Genomic DNA, 14,838 nt, shown 5'->3' with positions numbered 1-14,838 from the left:
AAAGCTTCGCATAAAATTTCTTTGCTTACTTTCTTTTTCAAAGAAAGTAAGTTACTCCAGGATGGCGCCGCGGTCGGCGGAGGATACCATTTTGGCGTACCGGGCCAGATAGCCGGTCTTGATCCTGGGCTCCGGGCAGACCCACTTGGCGCGGCGGGCGGCCAGCTCCTCGTCGGACACTTTCAGGGTGATGGAGTGGTTGGGGATGTCGATGGCGATCAGGTCGCCCTCCTCCACCAGGCCGATGGGGCCGCCGGAGGCCGCCTCGGGGGACACATGGCCGATGGAGGCCCCCCGGGTGGCGCCGGAGAAGCGGCCGTCGGTGATGAGGGCCACGTCCTTGTCCAGCCCCATGCCCGCGATGGCGGAGGTGGGGTTGAGCATCTCCCGCATGCCGGGGCCGCCCTTGGGTCCCTCATAGCGGATGACCACCACGTCGCCCGCCACAATCTTGCCAGCGTAGATGGCCTGGATGGCGTCGTCCTCACAGTCGAACACCCGGGCGGGGCCCTCGTGGACCATCATCTCGGGGGCCACGGCGGACTGCTTCACCACGCAGCCGTCGGGGGCCAGGTTGCCCTTGAGCACCGCAATGCCGCCGGTCTTGGAGTAGGGATTGTCGATGGGGCGGATGATCTCGGGGTTTCGGTTGACCACCCCCTCCAGATTCTCGGCCACCGTCTTGCCGGTGCAGGTCATCAGGCTGGTATCCAGCAGACCGGCCTCCGCCAGTTCGGCCATAACGGCGTACACGCCGCCGGCCCGCTCCAGGTCCTCCATGTAGGTATCTCCCGCCGGGGCCAGGTGACACAGGTTGGGTGTTTTCAGGGAGATCTCATTGGCCATGTCGAAGGACAGCTCGATGCCGCACTCGTGGGCGATGGCGGGCAGGTGGAGCATGGTGTTGGTGGAGCAGCCCAGGGCCATGTCCACCGTCTCCGCATTGTGGAAGGCGGCCTCGGTCATAATGTCCCGGGGGCGGATGTTCTTCTCCACCAGTTCCATGATCTGCATGCCCGCGTGCTTGGCCAGACGGAGCCGGGCGGACCACACAGCGGGGATGGTGCCGTTGCCCCGTAAACCCATGCCGATGGCCTCGGTGAGGCAGTTCATGGAGTTGGCAGTGTACATGCCGGAGCAGGAGCCGCAGGTGGGGCAGGCGTTGTTCTCGTACTCCTCCAGGCCCGCCTCGTCCAGCTTGCCGGCGTAGTAGGAGCCCACCGCCTCAAACATGTGGGAGAGGCAGGTGCGGCGGCCGTCGTTCATGGTGCCCGCCATCATGGGTCCGCCGGAGACAAAGATGGTGGGGATGTTCACCCGGGCGGCGGCCATGAGCAGGCCGGGCACATTCTTGTCGCAGTTAGGGATCATCACCAGGCCGTCAAACTGGTGGGCCATGGCCATGGCCTCGGTGGAGTCGGCGATCAGGTCCCGGGTGACCAGGGAGTACTTCATGCCCACATGGCCCATGGCGATGCCGTCGCACACGGCGATGGCGGGGAACTCCACCGGGGTGCCGCCGGCGGCACGGACTCCGGCCTTGACAGCCTCGGCAATCTTGTCCAGGTTCATGTGGCCGGGGACGATCTCATTGTAGGAACAGACTACGCCGATGAGGGGACGCTCCAGCTCCTCCTTGGTGTAGCCCAGGGCATAGAGCAGAGAGCGGTTGGGGGCGGCGGGGGCCCCCTTCTTGATGACATCACTGCGCATGGGAATTGACCTCCTCACAAAGTTTTCTTTTGGGAATTTTTATCCGCACCCCTTGGGGCAGAAATTTGCATTTCAATCAGTTGTCTGATTTCTATTGCATTGTCTGACTATATAGTATAAGATAGAGGCGAGAATGTCAAGAGGCGTGGATGTACTTTCCGGGGGAGTTCCGCCGTCGGGGACGGCTCCGATGGACGGCGGGAGGGGCAAGCCCCTCCCCTACGACAAGAGTAGGACGGCTTCAGTCTTGCGTAGGGGAGCCCCTTGGGGCTCCCGCCGGGATACGCACCAGGAGTGTTGGCTCGACAAAGTCAGGCGCAGTTCTGAAAGCACAGCAGTTAAAATTTTTGTATACCCAGGCCCAGTGGGCCGGATTGAACTGCGGAAAGCCACTCAGATTTTGCGCGCCGGAAACATTGCAAAACCTGACAGGTACGCGTCCCCCGTAATGGGGTCCGGGGAAAGGCGACTATGAGCACGAAGTGCTCATTTGGAGCCGTCCCCGGTGGCGTTTTGCCTACTTTGCCGCCATGGACAAAGTAGGTCGCCGCCCGCAGGCGGCGAAATTCCCCGCACATCTCATCCCCCAAAAACAATCCACAAAACATTCCTCCCATGTGGAAAAAAGAAGGAGAATCCCTATGTCCAGACAAAACTTGTCTCAGCAGACGGCGGACCGTCTGTACACCACCATTGTGGTGGAGCAGCATTTTCCGCCCGGAGAAAAGCTGCCCAACGAACTGGAGCTGGCCCAGCAGCTGGGGGTGAGCCGGGCCACCCTCCGGGAGGCCATCCGCACCCTGGCGGACCGGGGGGTGCTGGAGGTGCGCCGGGGCCGGGGCACCTTTGTCTCCCAGCAGGTGGAAGAGATCGGCGACTTCGGCTTCTCCAGCCTGGAACAGGTCCGGGGACAGCTGCGGGACCTGTTTGAGCTGCGCTCCATGTTCGAGCCCCGCTGCGCCGCCCTGGCCTGCCGCCGGGCCGCCCCGGAGGAGCTCTCCGACATTCTGGAGAAGGGGGCGGCGGTGGAGCGGTGCATCCGGGCGGGCCGGGACCGCACCCAGGCGGACCAGGCCTTCCATACCGCCATCGTCCGGGCGGCTCACAATGAGTTTCTGCTCCGGCTGCTGCCCATCATCCACCAGGCGGTCTCCACCGCCGTGGAGCGGGGGGAGCATCGAGAACAGCTGGCGGAGGACACCCTTCGAGACCATGCCCTGCTGCTGGAGTTCCTGAAAAAGCGGGACGGCGAGGGGGCGGAGCACGCCATGGCCATCCACATGCGCCACAGCATGGACGTGATGGGGCTGGCGGAACCCGGCCTGTAACCGCCGGGACGGGAAGTATCGCTTGCCTTTTGGGACAAAATCCGATACACTGGAGCAGCACTGTCATGGAAACCGCATTGTCTGGAGGTGTCTGCCATCGAACCGTTTATTTGGATTGTCAATCTCATCGGGACCGTGGCCTTTGCCGCCTCGGGGGCCCTCACGGGCCTGAAAAAGGGGATGGACCTGTTTGGGGTGTGTATTCTGGGGCTGGTCACCGCCGTGGGCGGCGGGGTGATCCGGGACCTGATTTTGGGGCTGACACCCCCCATGGCTTTTCAGGACCCCACCAGCGCCCTGGTGGCTCTGGCTGTGTCCGCCGTCTTTTTTCTGGGACGGGTGCGGCGGCTGCTCATGTACAAGCCCGCCCTGTTCAACCACCTGCTGTTTTGGATGGACGCCCTGGGCCTGGGGGTTTTCACGGTGGTGGGGGTCCAAATCGCCTATGAGGCGGTGGCGGAGCCCACTCTGTTCCTGCTGGTGTTTGTGGCGGTGGTCACCGGCGTGGGAGGCGGAGTCCTGCGGGACCAGTTGGCAGGGGATACCCCGTACATCTTCGTCAAGCATGTATACGCCTCCGCCTCTCTGGCCGGGGCGATTCTTTGCGCCGGGCTGTGGTCCCGGCTGGGGAGCATGGCCGCCATGCTCCTGGGACTGACAGTGGTGGTGCTCATCCGGGGGCTGGCCGCCCACTTCCGGTGGAATCTGCCCCGGTCCAAGGTATAAAAGCATGAGGGAGGGAGCTTCCATAGATTGGTTTGTCAAGCACTGGGACGAGCTCACCCGGGACGAGCTCTATGACCTGCTGGCGGTGCGCACCGCCGTCTTTGTGGTGGAGCAGCGCTGTCCCTACCAGGAGGCGGACGGTCTGGACCGCCGGGCCTGGCACGTGTTTGCCCGGGACGGCGGAGGAGCAATTCAGGCCTGCCTGCGGATTCTGGAGCCGGAGAACGGAACCGCCCAGATCGGCCGGGTACTCACAGTGAACCGGGGGACCGGCCTGGGCCGGGCGCTGATGGAGCGGGGCATCCGGGCCGCCTGGGAAAAAACCGGCGCCCGGCGCATCCGCCTGGAGGCCCAGTCCTACGCCCAGGGCTTTTATGAGAAGCTGGGCTTCCGCCGTACGGAGGCCCCGGAGTTTCTGGAGGACGGCATTCCCCACGTGGAGATAGTGCTGGAGCGGAAGCAGTAAAAAGAGGCGGCCAAGGCCGCCTCTTTTTCATATTCAGTTCATGGCATACAGCCGCTTGTAGGGGCTGGCGGTGTTGGGGGTGAGGGCGTAGAACCGGTGGGGCAGGATGCGCTCCATGGGCACGCCAAAGGTGGAGCAGTACCGCCCCAGATAGGGCATGATCTCCTCCAGGCCCGCCTGGTCCAGGTCATGGGGGACCACCTGGTCGGGCAGGTTCTCCGGGATATAGTCGGAGCGGACGACGATCTTCCCCCCGTGCATCCCCGTGCCGCAGAAGTAGTTATAGGGGGCGCGGTCCTCATGACCCAGCCCCAGGACCAGAATCAGGCCCCCGGCCTGGTACTCCCCAAGAAAGCTGCCGGCCGCGCCGCCTACAATGAGGACGGGAACCTTGGAGCCGTAGGATTTCATATGGATGCCCGCCCGGTAGCCCACATCCCCCTCAATGAGAATGACGCCGCCCCGCATGGAGTAGCCGGTGGCGTCCCCGGCGCTGCCGTGGACCACGATGGTCCCCGCGTTCATGGTGTCGCCGGTGGCCTCCTGCACGTCGCCGAACACCTCGATGGAACCTCCGTCCAAATAGGCCCCCATGGCGTTGCCCGGCACTCCGTGGATGGTCAGGGACCGGCCCGCCCCCAGAGCCGTTCCGATAAAACGCTGGCCCAGGCAGTGGTCAATGACCACCGGTCCCTCCGCCTGGCGGATGGCCTGATTCAGCTGGTAGTAGTCCAAATTCTGCGCGTTGATGTTCACAAAAGTTCCCCCTTATTCTCCCGCGTGCTGGACGCCCAGAATGCGCAGCTCCGCGTCGGTGAGACCCACGCCCCGGAGCATCATCCGGTTGCCCCGCAGGGTCTCGATGGAGTTGATGCCCATGCCGCCCATGATCTCCTTGATCTCATGGGTCCAGCCGGTGATCAGATTTACCAGCCGGTCCCGGGCCTCCTCCGGGTTCAGGCGGCGGGTGAGCTCCGGCCGCTGGGTGCAGATGCCCCAGCTGCAGTTGCCGGTGTGGCAGCTGTGGCACATGTGGCAGCCCATGGCGATAAGGGCTGCGGTGCCGATGGCCACCGCGTCGGCTCCCAGGGCGATGGCCTTGACGATGTCGGCGCTGTTGCGGATGGTGCCGCTGGCCACCAGGCCCACGTGGTTGCGGATGCCCTCCTCCCGCAGGCGGCTGTCCACCGCCGCCAGGGCCAGCTCGATGGGGATGCCCACATTGTCCCGCGTCTGGGTGGGGGCGGCGCCGGTGCCCGCCCGGAGGCCGTCGATGACGATAATATCCGCGCCGGAGCGGGCGATGCCGCTGGCGATGGCGGCCACATTGTGGACGGCGGCGATTTTCACCAGAATGGGCTTTTCGTAGTTGGTGGCCTCCTTCAGGGAGAACACCAGCTGCCGCAGGTCCTCAATGGAGTAGATGTCGTGGTGGGGGGCGGGGGAGATGGCGTCGGTGCCCTCGGGGATCATGCGGGTCTTGGAGATGTCCCCGATGTTCTTGGCTCCCGCCAGATGGCCGCCGATGCCCGGCTTGGCCCCCTGGCCGATCTTGATCTCCACCGCGGCGCCGGTCTCCAGGTACTGGCGGTGGACGCCGAAGCGGCCGGAGGCCACCTGGACAATGGTGTGGGGACCGTACTGGTACAGGTCCCGGTGGAGGCCGCCCTCGCCGGTGTTGTAGAAGATGCCCAGCTGGGTAGCCGCCTGGGCCAGGGCCTGATGGCAGGGGTAGCTGATGGCCCCGTAGCTCATGGCGGCAAAAAGGATGGGGGTCTCCAGGGTCAGATGGGTCGGCAGGTTATTCACCAGCTGCCCCCGCGCGTCCCGCTGGACCTCCACCGCGCTGCGGCCCAGATAGGTGCGGGTCTCCATGGGCTCCCGCAGGGGGTCGATGGAGGGGTTGGTCACCTGGGCGGCGTTGATCAGCAGCTTGTCCCAGTAGAGGGGGTAGTTCTTCACCGTCCCCATGCCGGACAGGAGAACCCCGCCGCTCTCCGCCTGGAGGTAGATCTCCCGGCGGTTGTTGACACTCCAGTTGCTGCTGGCATTGATGGCCTGCCGGTTTTGGATGATCTTCAGCGCCTGGGTGGGACAGGTGGCCACGCACCGGTAACAGTTGACGCACCGCTTCTCATCCGCTGTCAGTTTTTTGGTGTCCTTGTAAAACTGGTGCACGCCGTGGGCGCACTCCTGAACGCAGCGCCCGCAGGAGATGCACTTCTCCGTGTCCCGCAGCACCTCAAAGCGGGAGGCATAGGCCGTCATCAGCGACATAACGCACCCTCCTTTACCGTAAAGATGGCGGCCTCGCCGCCCTTTGGGGCCCAGACCCGGTCCAAGTCGGGCTGGACGGCCCGGATGGCGCTCTCCTCACTGGAGATGTACACCCGGCTGCCCGCCTCGCCCACCACCATGGAGCGCAGTTTCAACCGGTCGTTCAGGGCCATCAGGCCGCCGTCAAAGCCCACCAGGATGGAGAAGGGGCCGGTGAGCAGCAGGCTGGAGAAGGCCTGCCGCAGAAAGGTGAGCCGCTCCCTTCGCTGGGGGGACTGCTGGGCGATGGTGGTCCAGAAGGGGGCGGCCATCACATTGGAGGCCTCCTCCATGGTGAGCCCCTGCTGCCGCACCAGATAGTCGATGATGTAGGTGATGACCTCCGTATCGGTGAGAAGGGTGCAGCGGTAGCCGAACATCTCAATGAAGCGCCGGTTGGCGTCATAGGAGGAGATCTCCCCGTTGTGCACCACCGAGTAGTCCAGCAGGGCGAAGGGGTGGGCGCCCCCCCACCAGCCGGGGGTGTTGGTGGGATAGCGGCCGTGGGCGGTCCAGGCGTACCCCTCGTACTCCTCCAGGCGGTAGAACTCCCCCACGTCCTCCGGGTAGCCCACCGCCTTAAAGACCCCCATGTTCTTCCCGCTGGAGAACACATGGGCCCCCTTCATCTGGGTGTTCACCCGGGTGACGCAGCGGCGGACATACTCCCGCTCGTCCAGCTGGCTCTGCTCCAGCTTGTTGGGCAGGGGCGCCATAAAATACCGCCAGATCAGGGGCGCGTCGGTCACTCTTGGATGGGGCCTGGTGGGGATTTTGGACAGGTTCACAATGTCAAAATGGCGCTCCAGAAACCGCTCGCATGCCTCCTTTGCACTGCTGTCCTCATAGAACAGGTGGAAGGCATAGAGCTCCTTGTACTGGGGATAGATCCCATATCCTGCAAAGCCGCCTCCCAGGCCGTTGGACCGGTCATGCATTACCGCAATGGCCCGGATCAGCTCTTCTCCGCAGATGGGTCCGCCCGCCCGGTCGATGGCGCCTACAATCGCGCAGCCGGAGGGAATCCGCACCTGGCCCTCTTTTTGCATAAACACGCACCTCCTCAATTTTCCAAACGCGTCGCTCGCACGTTGTGCAACAAATTTTAGGACGACTTGCGTGACTTGTCAATTATGAAATTACAAAAAATCATGTACATCATTCTATTTCGGAATATACTACAAAAATTTTTCTGCCTCACCGGGAGTTTTGTTAATTTTTTCTGCAAATATAGCAATTTGTTATTCTGCACTATGTGGAGCAAGAGAAGCGTAGCTCCACCACCCTATTCCGATATTGCAAGATTGATTCAAAATTCATTCGTTTTAGTGGATTGAAACGTCCTCATAAATGGAAAAACGCGGAGAGACGGGGCCGAAATATGGCCCCGTCTCTCCGCGTTTTACTTGTATGGGAGCGTTACCGCGCCACGATAACCCGGATACGGCCGCCCTGGTTCTCCGGCCGGTCGTACCAGCCGGTGAGGGACAGCCCCAGCTCCTGGACCCGGTCCAGGGTGGAGGGGAAGTACTGGCGGTCCCGGTACTCGTAGACCACCACTTGGTCGGAGATGGTGTAGCTCCGGCTCCCCGCCCGCAGGGTGTTGCCGCTGATGCCGTCGGCCTTCACCTCGTTGAGGGAGTACAGCCGGTCGGGGTCGGCGGGGTCACCCACCAGGCGAATGCCGCCGGTGGACACCGGGAATTTGGTGGTGATGGAGGGCAGGGTATAGACGCTGCCGCCCAGGTCGTACTCATAGGAGTAGAGCTTGTTGAGCCCCTCGCCCATGGTCTCCATGTGGATGAGCACGCCGAACTGGCCCGCGTCGCCGGTGGCGTCGTCCAGAATCAGCCGGTCGATCTCCCCGTTTCCATTGAGGGAGTAGTAGGTGACGTTGTCCCGGGTCAGGTTCATGCCCGCCAGACGGCTGGGGAAGATCTTCACTGCGGTGCTGCCGGTGACGTCCAGGATCTCCGCCCCGTCGGCGAAGGACACGTCTCCCACCTTGGAGCCGTCCTTGGATACAGCGCCGGACAGGCCGGTGGAGCTCAGGCGGCGCAGGGTGACTGTGCCGTCGGCGGCAAAGCTGACCCCTACCGGGTCGCCCGCCTCCAGGTAGTTGGCGGTCCACTGGTACTGATAGGTGTTGCCGTCGGTGGCCAGGATGGTCACCATGTCGGCGGTGTAGGTGCCGCCGTGGCCGTCGTCGTAGGTGCTGCGCTGGGTCTCGGTGACCACGCCGCACAGCTCGTTTTTCACCGCGCTGGGGCCGGCCACCGCGGCCACGCCGCCGCTGCGGCCCAGGAGGAGGGTCACCGTATCCCCCACCCCGTAGGTTCCCAGGTCAGACAGGGCCAGGGCGGCCTGGGCGCTCTCGATCTCATAGGTGCGGCCCAGCACCTGCACCGAGGTGGGGTTGGAGGCGGAGGGCTCCAGGGACTGGATAATCCCCATCACCTTTTCCGAGGACACCCACAGGGTGCGCATGGACTGATTCCAATAGATCACGTCGTTCTCCTGGATGGCCCCCAGGTTGGAGGCCGCCCCGTTCCGGTTCACCGTCACCCCCTCCAGGGAGAAGGGGATGGAGCTGCGCCAGTCGCCGGAGGCCACCAGGGGTCCCTGCATCTCCCCGTTGATGAGGCCCACTAGATCCAGCTCCCCGGCGGCGTTGAGGGAGTAGCCCAGCTGGCTCACATAGACGCTCCCCTCCTTGGTGTTTGCGGTCATCAGATTATAGAAGAGGTACATGGCGTCCTGCCGGGTGAGGGAGTCCGACGCCCGCTGGGCGGACACCCCCTGGTCCAGCCCCTTGCTCCGGTACAGGGCCATCTGGGGGGTGGGGTAGGCCCCGGAGTAGTCCTCCGCCGTGTAGCCCAGCAGCCCCAGGGCGATGGTAGCCCCCTCCGCCAGGGTGATGGGATTGTCCGGGCGGAAGGTGCCGTCAGAGTAGGCGGTCACCAGCCCGGCGGCCACGGCGGCCTCCACATAGCCAGCCGCCCAGTGGGTGTAGGGCACGTCCGGGTAGGGGGAGGTGGAGGCCTCTCCCACCTGGTCCCCGTTGGGGGAGGCCTTCAGGGCCATGGTAATAAACTCCGCCCGGGTCACGTTCCGGGACAGCTCCAGACTGCCGCTGGAATTGCCGTCCAAGATGCCCAGGGCGGTGACCACCTGGGACACCTCCCCTGGGGAGGGAATGGCCCCCGCCGCAAAGCCGGGCAGGGCCAGGGACAGTGAGAGACAGCAGGCCAGCAGGCCGGTCAATATGCGTCTTTTCATCAATTTGCAGCTCCTTTTTATGTGGATGTAGGGGCGGCTATGAGCCGCCCGAACTAGTCCGTACTTCAGTGCGGGCGGATGGTATCCGCCCCTACAAAATGAAATGCGGCTGCCGCACAGGCGGAAAATCAATCATACCGCAGCGCGTCGATGGGGTTGAGTTTGGCCGCCTTATTGGCGGGCAGGTATCCGAACAGCACGCCGATGCCCACGGACACCCCGAAGCTGATGGCCACCGCCCCCAGGGTGGGAGTGGCGGAGAAGGTGGCCCCGCCCCCCATCTGGGAGGTGAGCATGGCCCCAATGAGAGAACCCACTCCCATGGCCAGCAGGCAGCCCAGGGCGATGCCCAGCAGCCCGCCGATGGCGGAGGTGGTCCCCGCCTCGATGACGAACTGGCTGCGGATGTCTCTCCGCTTGGCCCCCAGGGACTTCCGGATGCCGATCTCCCGGGTGCGCTCGGTGACGGACACCAGCATGATGTTCATAATACCGATGCCGCCCACCAGCAGGGAGATGGCGGCGATGGCCACCAGCACCCCCATGACCACCCCCATCATGGCGTTGATGAGGTTGGCCTGCTCCTCCATGGTCGTGGTATAGTAGGCGTCCTCGTCCCCCTGGAAGTGGTCGTAGAGCATGCCGTCGATGATGGCTTTGGCCTGGGCGGCGGTCTCCCCCGAGGTGCTGGTGAACACATAGAGGGTCACATACCGGGCCCCCATGATCTGCAGGGCGTTCTCATAGGGGATGTAGATCTGGTCGTCCGAGCCCCCTGCGGCCATTTCGGTTGTAGTGTTCAGCCGGTCCAGCACCCCGATGACCGTGTAGGAGGTGCCGTTGATGGACAGGGTCTGCCCCAGGGCCTGGGCATCGCCCCCGAAGGCCTCCTGGGCCAGATAGGCCCCGATGACGCACACGTTCTGCCGCCGGGCCACGTCCAAATAGGAGAGGAACCGCCCCTGAGTCAGCTTCTGACCCCCGTCCATGGTGGACTGGGTGTCGCTGTTGAACATGACCTCGCTGACTCCGTAGAGCTGGGTCTGGTCAAATTTCTGGTCCCCGTGGCGCAGAGTGGCCTGGAAGGAGACATAGGGGGACACGCCGGTGAGCACCTCCGGGTTGGCCTCCACCAGGTCGTACATGTCCGAGGGATCCAGATCCATGGTGGAGCCGTCTCCCCGGCCCCATACGTAGGTCTGCATCATATTGATGCCCAGCTTATCCACCTGTTCGTCGATCATCCCCTGGACCCCGTTGCCCAGAGCCAGGATGACGATGACCGAGGCCACGCCGATGATGATGCCCAGCATGGTGAGCAGGGAGCGCATCTTGCTGGTGGTCAGGGCCTTGATGGCCAGACGGAAGGACTGTCCTGCGTTCATGCCCCCACCTCCTGTTCCTCGTCCTCTTCCCCGGCCTCGCCGGGCTGGACCACCGCCCGGGGGTCGTGGGCGTCTCCGTCGTAGATGATTTTCCCGTCCTGGAGGCGGATGATCCGGTCGGCCTTCACCGCGATAGAGTTGTCGTGGGTGATGAGGACCACCGTGTCCCCCTCCCGGTTGAGCTTCTTGAGGAAACCCAGCACCTCCCGGCCGGTGCGGGAGTCCAGGGCTCCGGTGGGCTCGTCGGCCAGGATCACCGAGGGGTTCCCCGCCAGAGCCCGGGCAATGGACACCCGCTGCTGCTGGCCGCCGGAGAGCTGGGAGGGCAGGTTCTTCTGCTTGCTCTCCAGCCCCACCCGGCCCAGGGCCCGGACCGCCCGCTCCCGCCGCTCGGCGGAGGGCACCCCGGCATACAGCAGGGGGAGCTCCACGTTTTCCAGTACGGTGAGCTTGGGGATCAGGTTGTACTGCTGGAAGATGAACCCCAGCATCTTGTTGCGGATCTCCGCCTGCTGGTCGTCGTCCATGGTGGACACATCCACGCCCCCCAGGTGGTAGGTGCCCGAGGTGGGCACGTCCAGACAGCCGATAATGTTCATGGCGGTGGACTTGCCGGAGCCGGAGGAGCCCACGATGGCCACGAACTCCCCCTGGTCGATGGTGAGGCTCACCCCGTCCAGGGCGTGGACCGCCTCGTCTCCCATGGGGTAGATCTTATACACGTTCCGTAATTCAATCAGATGGGCCATACCCTCACCCCGCTGCTGCAACTGCGGCGGAACCGTCAGAGGGCATACCGCCGGTGGACTGGATGGGCAGGAGGACGGTCTCCCCCTCCTCCAGGCCGGAGGTGATCTCCACATAATCCTGGTTCCCCCGGCCCAGGGTCACCGGGCGGCTCTCGATTTCGGAGGGGTCGGCGATGGTCACGCCGTCCTCGGCAAAGGCCCCCTCCCCGGCCACCAGCACGGTGCCGTCGCTGTTCACCGCTTCGGCGGGCACGCACAGGGCGTTCTCTGACCGCTCCACGATGATGTGGGCGGACACGTTCATGCCGGGGTTCAGGTCCCCGTACTCCGACAGGAGGATGGTCACCGGGTAGGTGGTGAAGCCGTCGGTGGTGGTGCCGTTGACGCTCACCTTCTCCACCACGCCGGTGAAGGTCTGGCCGGGCAGGGCCTCGGCGGTGATCTCCACCGTCTGCCCCGGCTGGATCTGGCCGATGTCCAGCTCGCTCACGTCCATCTGCAGCTCCAGCTGGCTCAGGTCGTAGATGACCGCCATGGCCCCCGAGTCGCCCCCGTTGAGCTGGTCCCCGGCCTTCAGGTTCTTCTCAATGACGGTGCCTGAGATGGGGGAGGTGATGGTGTAGCTGTCCAGGGCCTCCTGGGCGCTCTGGAGGGAGAGCTGGGCGTTCTGGACGGCCAGGGCGGCGTCGGCCAGGGAGTTCTCCGCGGACTCGCCCCCGATGGCGGCCAGCACCGCCCCGGCGGACACCCGGCTGCCCACGGACACGTTCAGGTTGGTGATCTCCCCGCTGGCGGCGGCGGTGATAGTCTGCCGCAGCCGGGGGGAGAGGGTTCCGCCGGCCGCGCAGGCGTAGCTGCCCACCCGGGCGGTGGCGGTGGTGGCGTCGGTGAGGGCCCCGGGGTTGGTGAGGCGGATCTTCACCTGCCGCACCAGGGCGCCCCCGTTCCCCACCTGGTCGGCGGAGGCCACCGATTCCACCGTGCCGGACAGGGTCTCCAGGGTGCCGGACAGGGTGATCTGGGCCGTCTGGCCCACGGAGATGTGGGCGGCGTCACTGGCCTGGAAGGGCACGGTGAGGGTCATGGTGGAGGTGTCGGTGATGTCGGCGATGGCCGTCCCGGCAGAGACCAGGTCCCCCTCCTGGACGTGGAGGGTCTGGACCACCCCGCCGCCGATGGCCTTCACCTGGAGGCTGCTGGCCAGGGTGTCGTAGTTCATCTGGGCCTGCTGAACCGACAGCTGGGCCTGCTGGAGGGCGGTCTGGGCGCTGCCCGGGTCGATGCGGTAGAGGAGCTGATCCTTTTCCACCTGGTCCCCGTCCTCAAAGGGGGACTCCAGAATCTCTCCCGTCACCAGGGCGGACACCTGGTAGGACTCGATGGGGGTGACCGTGCCCGAGCCGGACACCGATACCGTCAGGTCCTGGCGCTGGACCTGGGCGGTCTGATAGGCCCCCGCCGCTGCGACCGTGCCGCCCAGCATGGGCCGGACCACGATCCAGAACAGCAAGGCCAGCACGGCCGCAATCACAAGGACGTGCTTGATCCATTTGCGCCGTTTCTTGGGCCCCGTCCACAGGGGGGCGGGCTCCGTCTCCGGAGCCGCCGGGGTCTGGGTGGTCTCCGGGGCAGTTTGTGTGGTTTCCATGGCATTGACTCCTTTATGTACCGAGTTGAAGCGATTCTCCCGCCCACTCCAGGTCCGGACGGCGGTCTGGGACAGACGGCCGGACCCTCCTGGGCTTTTGTCCCATCTTACCGCCAGACCATTAGCTTTCCCAAAAGAAAAGCTAAAAAATTCATTAAATTTTCCGGCTCCTGTGTACCTTACACCTTCCACCAGGGAGAAGGTCAAGGGAATTCCGGCGAATTCTTTGGAAATCGTTCAGATAAACTACATAGGCATAAATTAGCCTATATAGTTTATTTTACCTTATCATAATTGCCGCTACAATTCAAGTATCAATCGTATACAGGGGGAGGAACTCCTTTGGACTACTATAGAATCGGACAGCGGGTGCGGGCGTTCCGGCGGGCTCAGGACCTCTCCCAGGAGGCGCTGGCGGAGCGGGTGGGCATCTCCGTCACCCACATGAGCCACATTGAGACGGGCAACACCAAGCTGAGCCTCCCGGTGTTTCTCCGCCTGGCCCAGGCCCTGGGGGTGCGGACGGACGACCTGCTGCGGGAGGACGGCGGGGACCGGGCCCCGGAGCTGGAGGAGCTGGCCGAGGTGCTGGCGGGCTGTAACCCGGAGCAGAGCCGGGTCATTCTGGCGGTGGCCCGGGCCGCCCGGGCAGCTCTGAAGGGGTACCGGGCCGGCGGGGCCGGACAGAGTGAGCCCGCCCCGTGAGGAGACAAGGCTGGACCCGGCCGTATTCCGCAAAAAACAAGCCGCCCACAGAATCAGGAGATTTCTGATTCTGTGGGCGGCTTGTCCCATGTCCGGCGCCTGGGCAGACGCTCCAAGGTCCGTCTCCCGAGGGAGACGGACCTCAGCGGTCGCTGGCGAACCAATATTCCCCCTGGAAAATCAGATCGTCCAGGTCCAGGGGCGCGGGGCTGGGCTGCTGTGAGCCGGTACCATAAACAACAGTGGTTTCCTCCATGGAATTCATCCCTCCGTATGTTAAAAATTCATCCGCCGGCACAAGGCCGGCATACAGACTACTATATGCCGGACGGGCCGCGTTATGTGCCGGTTTTTGTACACCGAAGGAGAAAATTTTTGCCTTCCAGTTTTAGGCCCGCTTTTTGCAGAGAAAGACGAAGGCTCCCGTCCTGCGGACGGGAGCCTTTCAGTCTGTCAAAGAACTCCTGTTTTCAAGAGATGAAAACAGGGATTTTGTAAGAAAAAGGGAAAAGAAAAGTGAAGG

Annotated in this window: 13 protein-coding genes; 4 read left to right on the top strand and 9 right to left on the bottom strand. The window is 64.0% G+C overall.

Annotated features, from left to right (window positions below; genetic code table 11):
- Positions 1-51: 51 nt before the first annotated feature.
- Positions 52-1,713, bottom strand: a complete 1,662-nt coding sequence (ilvD, locus tag H6B31_RS10095; protein WP_204898401.1) for a dihydroxy-acid dehydratase — start codon at positions 1,711-1,713, stop codon at positions 52-54.
- A gap of 641 nt (positions 1,714-2,354) precedes the next feature.
- Here ilvD and H6B31_RS10090 point away from each other — a divergent pair.
- From H6B31_RS10090 to H6B31_RS10080, 3 genes are all read left to right on the top strand, one after another.
- Positions 2,355-3,041 (top strand): FadR/GntR family transcriptional regulator, encoded by a 687-nt coding sequence (locus H6B31_RS10090; RefSeq protein ID WP_204898400.1) that lies wholly within the window; start codon positions 2,355-2,357, stop codon positions 3,039-3,041.
- 87 nt (positions 3,042-3,128) lie between these two features.
- Positions 3,129-3,767, top strand: coding sequence for a trimeric intracellular cation channel family protein (locus tag H6B31_RS10085; protein WP_346014066.1), 639 nt, complete (start codon positions 3,129-3,131; stop codon positions 3,765-3,767).
- A 4-nt stretch (positions 3,768-3,771) separates the two neighbouring features.
- Positions 3,772-4,233 (top strand): GNAT family N-acetyltransferase, encoded by a 462-nt coding sequence (locus H6B31_RS10080; protein ID WP_207752306.1) that lies wholly within the window; start codon positions 3,772-3,774, stop codon positions 4,231-4,233.
- 33 nt (positions 4,234-4,266) lie between these two features.
- On the opposite strand, the gene H6B31_RS10075 is transcribed toward H6B31_RS10080, so the two are convergent.
- The 7 genes from H6B31_RS10075 to H6B31_RS10045 all read right to left on the bottom strand — a co-directional run bounded on the left by H6B31_RS10075 (position 4,267) and on the right by H6B31_RS10045 (position 13,610).
- The gene (locus tag H6B31_RS10075) at positions 4,267-4,989 is read right to left on the bottom strand and encodes a GltB/FmdC/FwdC-like GXGXG domain-containing protein (RefSeq protein WP_204898399.1); all 723 of its coding nucleotides are present in this window, start codon (positions 4,987-4,989) and stop codon (positions 4,267-4,269) included.
- 12 nt (positions 4,990-5,001) lie between these two features.
- A complete protein-coding gene (locus H6B31_RS10070) occupies positions 5,002-6,510 on the bottom strand; it encodes a glutamate synthase-related protein (protein WP_204898398.1) in 1,509 nt (502 codons plus the stop codon).
- Positions 6,501-7,598 (bottom strand): class II glutamine amidotransferase, encoded by a 1,098-nt coding sequence (locus H6B31_RS10065; protein WP_204898397.1) that lies wholly within the window; start codon positions 7,596-7,598, stop codon positions 6,501-6,503. The genes H6B31_RS10070 and H6B31_RS10065 overlap by 10 nt, the downstream gene beginning before the upstream one ends.
- Before the next feature lie 370 nt (positions 7,599-7,968).
- The gene (locus H6B31_RS10060) at positions 7,969-9,828 is read right to left on the bottom strand and encodes an S-layer homology domain-containing protein (protein ID WP_204898396.1); all 1,860 of its coding nucleotides are present in this window, start codon (positions 9,826-9,828) and stop codon (positions 7,969-7,971) included.
- A gap of 128 nt (positions 9,829-9,956) precedes the next feature.
- Positions 9,957-11,213, bottom strand: coding sequence for an ABC transporter permease (locus H6B31_RS10055; RefSeq protein ID WP_204898395.1), 1,257 nt, complete (start codon positions 11,211-11,213; stop codon positions 9,957-9,959).
- Positions 11,210-11,962 (bottom strand): ABC transporter ATP-binding protein, encoded by a 753-nt coding sequence (locus tag H6B31_RS10050; RefSeq protein WP_275960302.1) that lies wholly within the window; start codon positions 11,960-11,962, stop codon positions 11,210-11,212. Before H6B31_RS10050 ends, H6B31_RS10055 begins: the two co-directional genes overlap by 4 nt.
- 4 nt (positions 11,963-11,966) lie before the next feature.
- A complete protein-coding gene (locus H6B31_RS10045) occupies positions 11,967-13,610 on the bottom strand; it encodes an efflux RND transporter periplasmic adaptor subunit (RefSeq protein ID WP_204898394.1) in 1,644 nt (547 codons plus the stop codon).
- Positions 13,611-13,952: 342 nt separating this feature from the next.
- Between H6B31_RS10045 and H6B31_RS10040 the strand changes: the two genes are divergently transcribed.
- On the top strand, positions 13,953-14,315 hold the full coding sequence (locus tag H6B31_RS10040) for a helix-turn-helix domain-containing protein (RefSeq protein ID WP_204898393.1): 363 nt from the start codon (positions 13,953-13,955) through the stop codon (positions 14,313-14,315).
- A 142-nt stretch (positions 14,316-14,457) separates the two neighbouring features.
- Here the strand turns inward: H6B31_RS10040 and H6B31_RS17535 are convergent, their stop codons facing one another.
- Positions 14,458-14,580 (bottom strand): hypothetical protein, encoded by a 123-nt coding sequence (locus tag H6B31_RS17535; protein ID WP_275960299.1) that lies wholly within the window; start codon positions 14,578-14,580, stop codon positions 14,458-14,460.
- Positions 14,581-14,838: the final 258 nt, after the last annotated feature.

It is taken from the genome of Pseudoflavonifractor capillosus, assembly GCF_016899775.1.
GTDB lineage: Bacteria > Bacillota > Clostridia > Oscillospirales > Oscillospiraceae > Lawsonibacter.
The sequence above is the reverse complement of the archived record's forward strand: the minus strand, read 5'-3'. Positions and strand labels throughout refer to the sequence as shown.

Excerpts from the sequence above, each read along its gene's own strand:
- H6B31_RS10045 (WP_204898394.1), bottom strand. The coding sequence starts at position 13,610 with ATGGAAACCACACAAACTGCCCCGGAGACCACCCAGACCCCGGCGGCT.
- H6B31_RS10070 (WP_204898398.1), bottom strand. The coding sequence starts at position 6,510 with ATGTCGCTGATGACGGCCTATGCCTCCCGCTTTGAGGTGCTGCGGGAC.
- H6B31_RS10080 (WP_207752306.1), top strand. The coding sequence starts at position 3,772 with ATGAGGGAGGGAGCTTCCATAGATTGGTTTGTCAAGCACTGGGACGAG.
- H6B31_RS10050 (WP_275960302.1), bottom strand. The coding sequence starts at position 11,962 with ATGGCCCATCTGATTGAATTACGGAACGTGTATAAGATCTACCCCATG.
- H6B31_RS10065 (WP_204898397.1), bottom strand. The coding sequence starts at position 7,598 with ATGCAAAAAGAGGGCCAGGTGCGGATTCCCTCCGGCTGCGCGATTGTA.
- H6B31_RS17535 (WP_275960299.1), bottom strand. The coding sequence starts at position 14,580 with ATGAATTCCATGGAGGAAACCACTGTTGTTTATGGTACCGGCTCACAG.
- H6B31_RS10090 (WP_204898400.1), top strand. The coding sequence starts at position 2,355 with ATGTCCAGACAAAACTTGTCTCAGCAGACGGCGGACCGTCTGTACACC.
- H6B31_RS10060 (WP_204898396.1), bottom strand. The coding sequence starts at position 9,828 with ATGAAAAGACGCATATTGACCGGCCTGCTGGCCTGCTGTCTCTCACTG.
- H6B31_RS10055 (WP_204898395.1), bottom strand. The coding sequence starts at position 11,213 with ATGAACGCAGGACAGTCCTTCCGTCTGGCCATCAAGGCCCTGACCACC.
- ilvD (WP_204898401.1), bottom strand. The coding sequence starts at position 1,713 with ATGCGCAGTGATGTCATCAAGAAGGGGGCCCCCGCCGCCCCCAACCGC.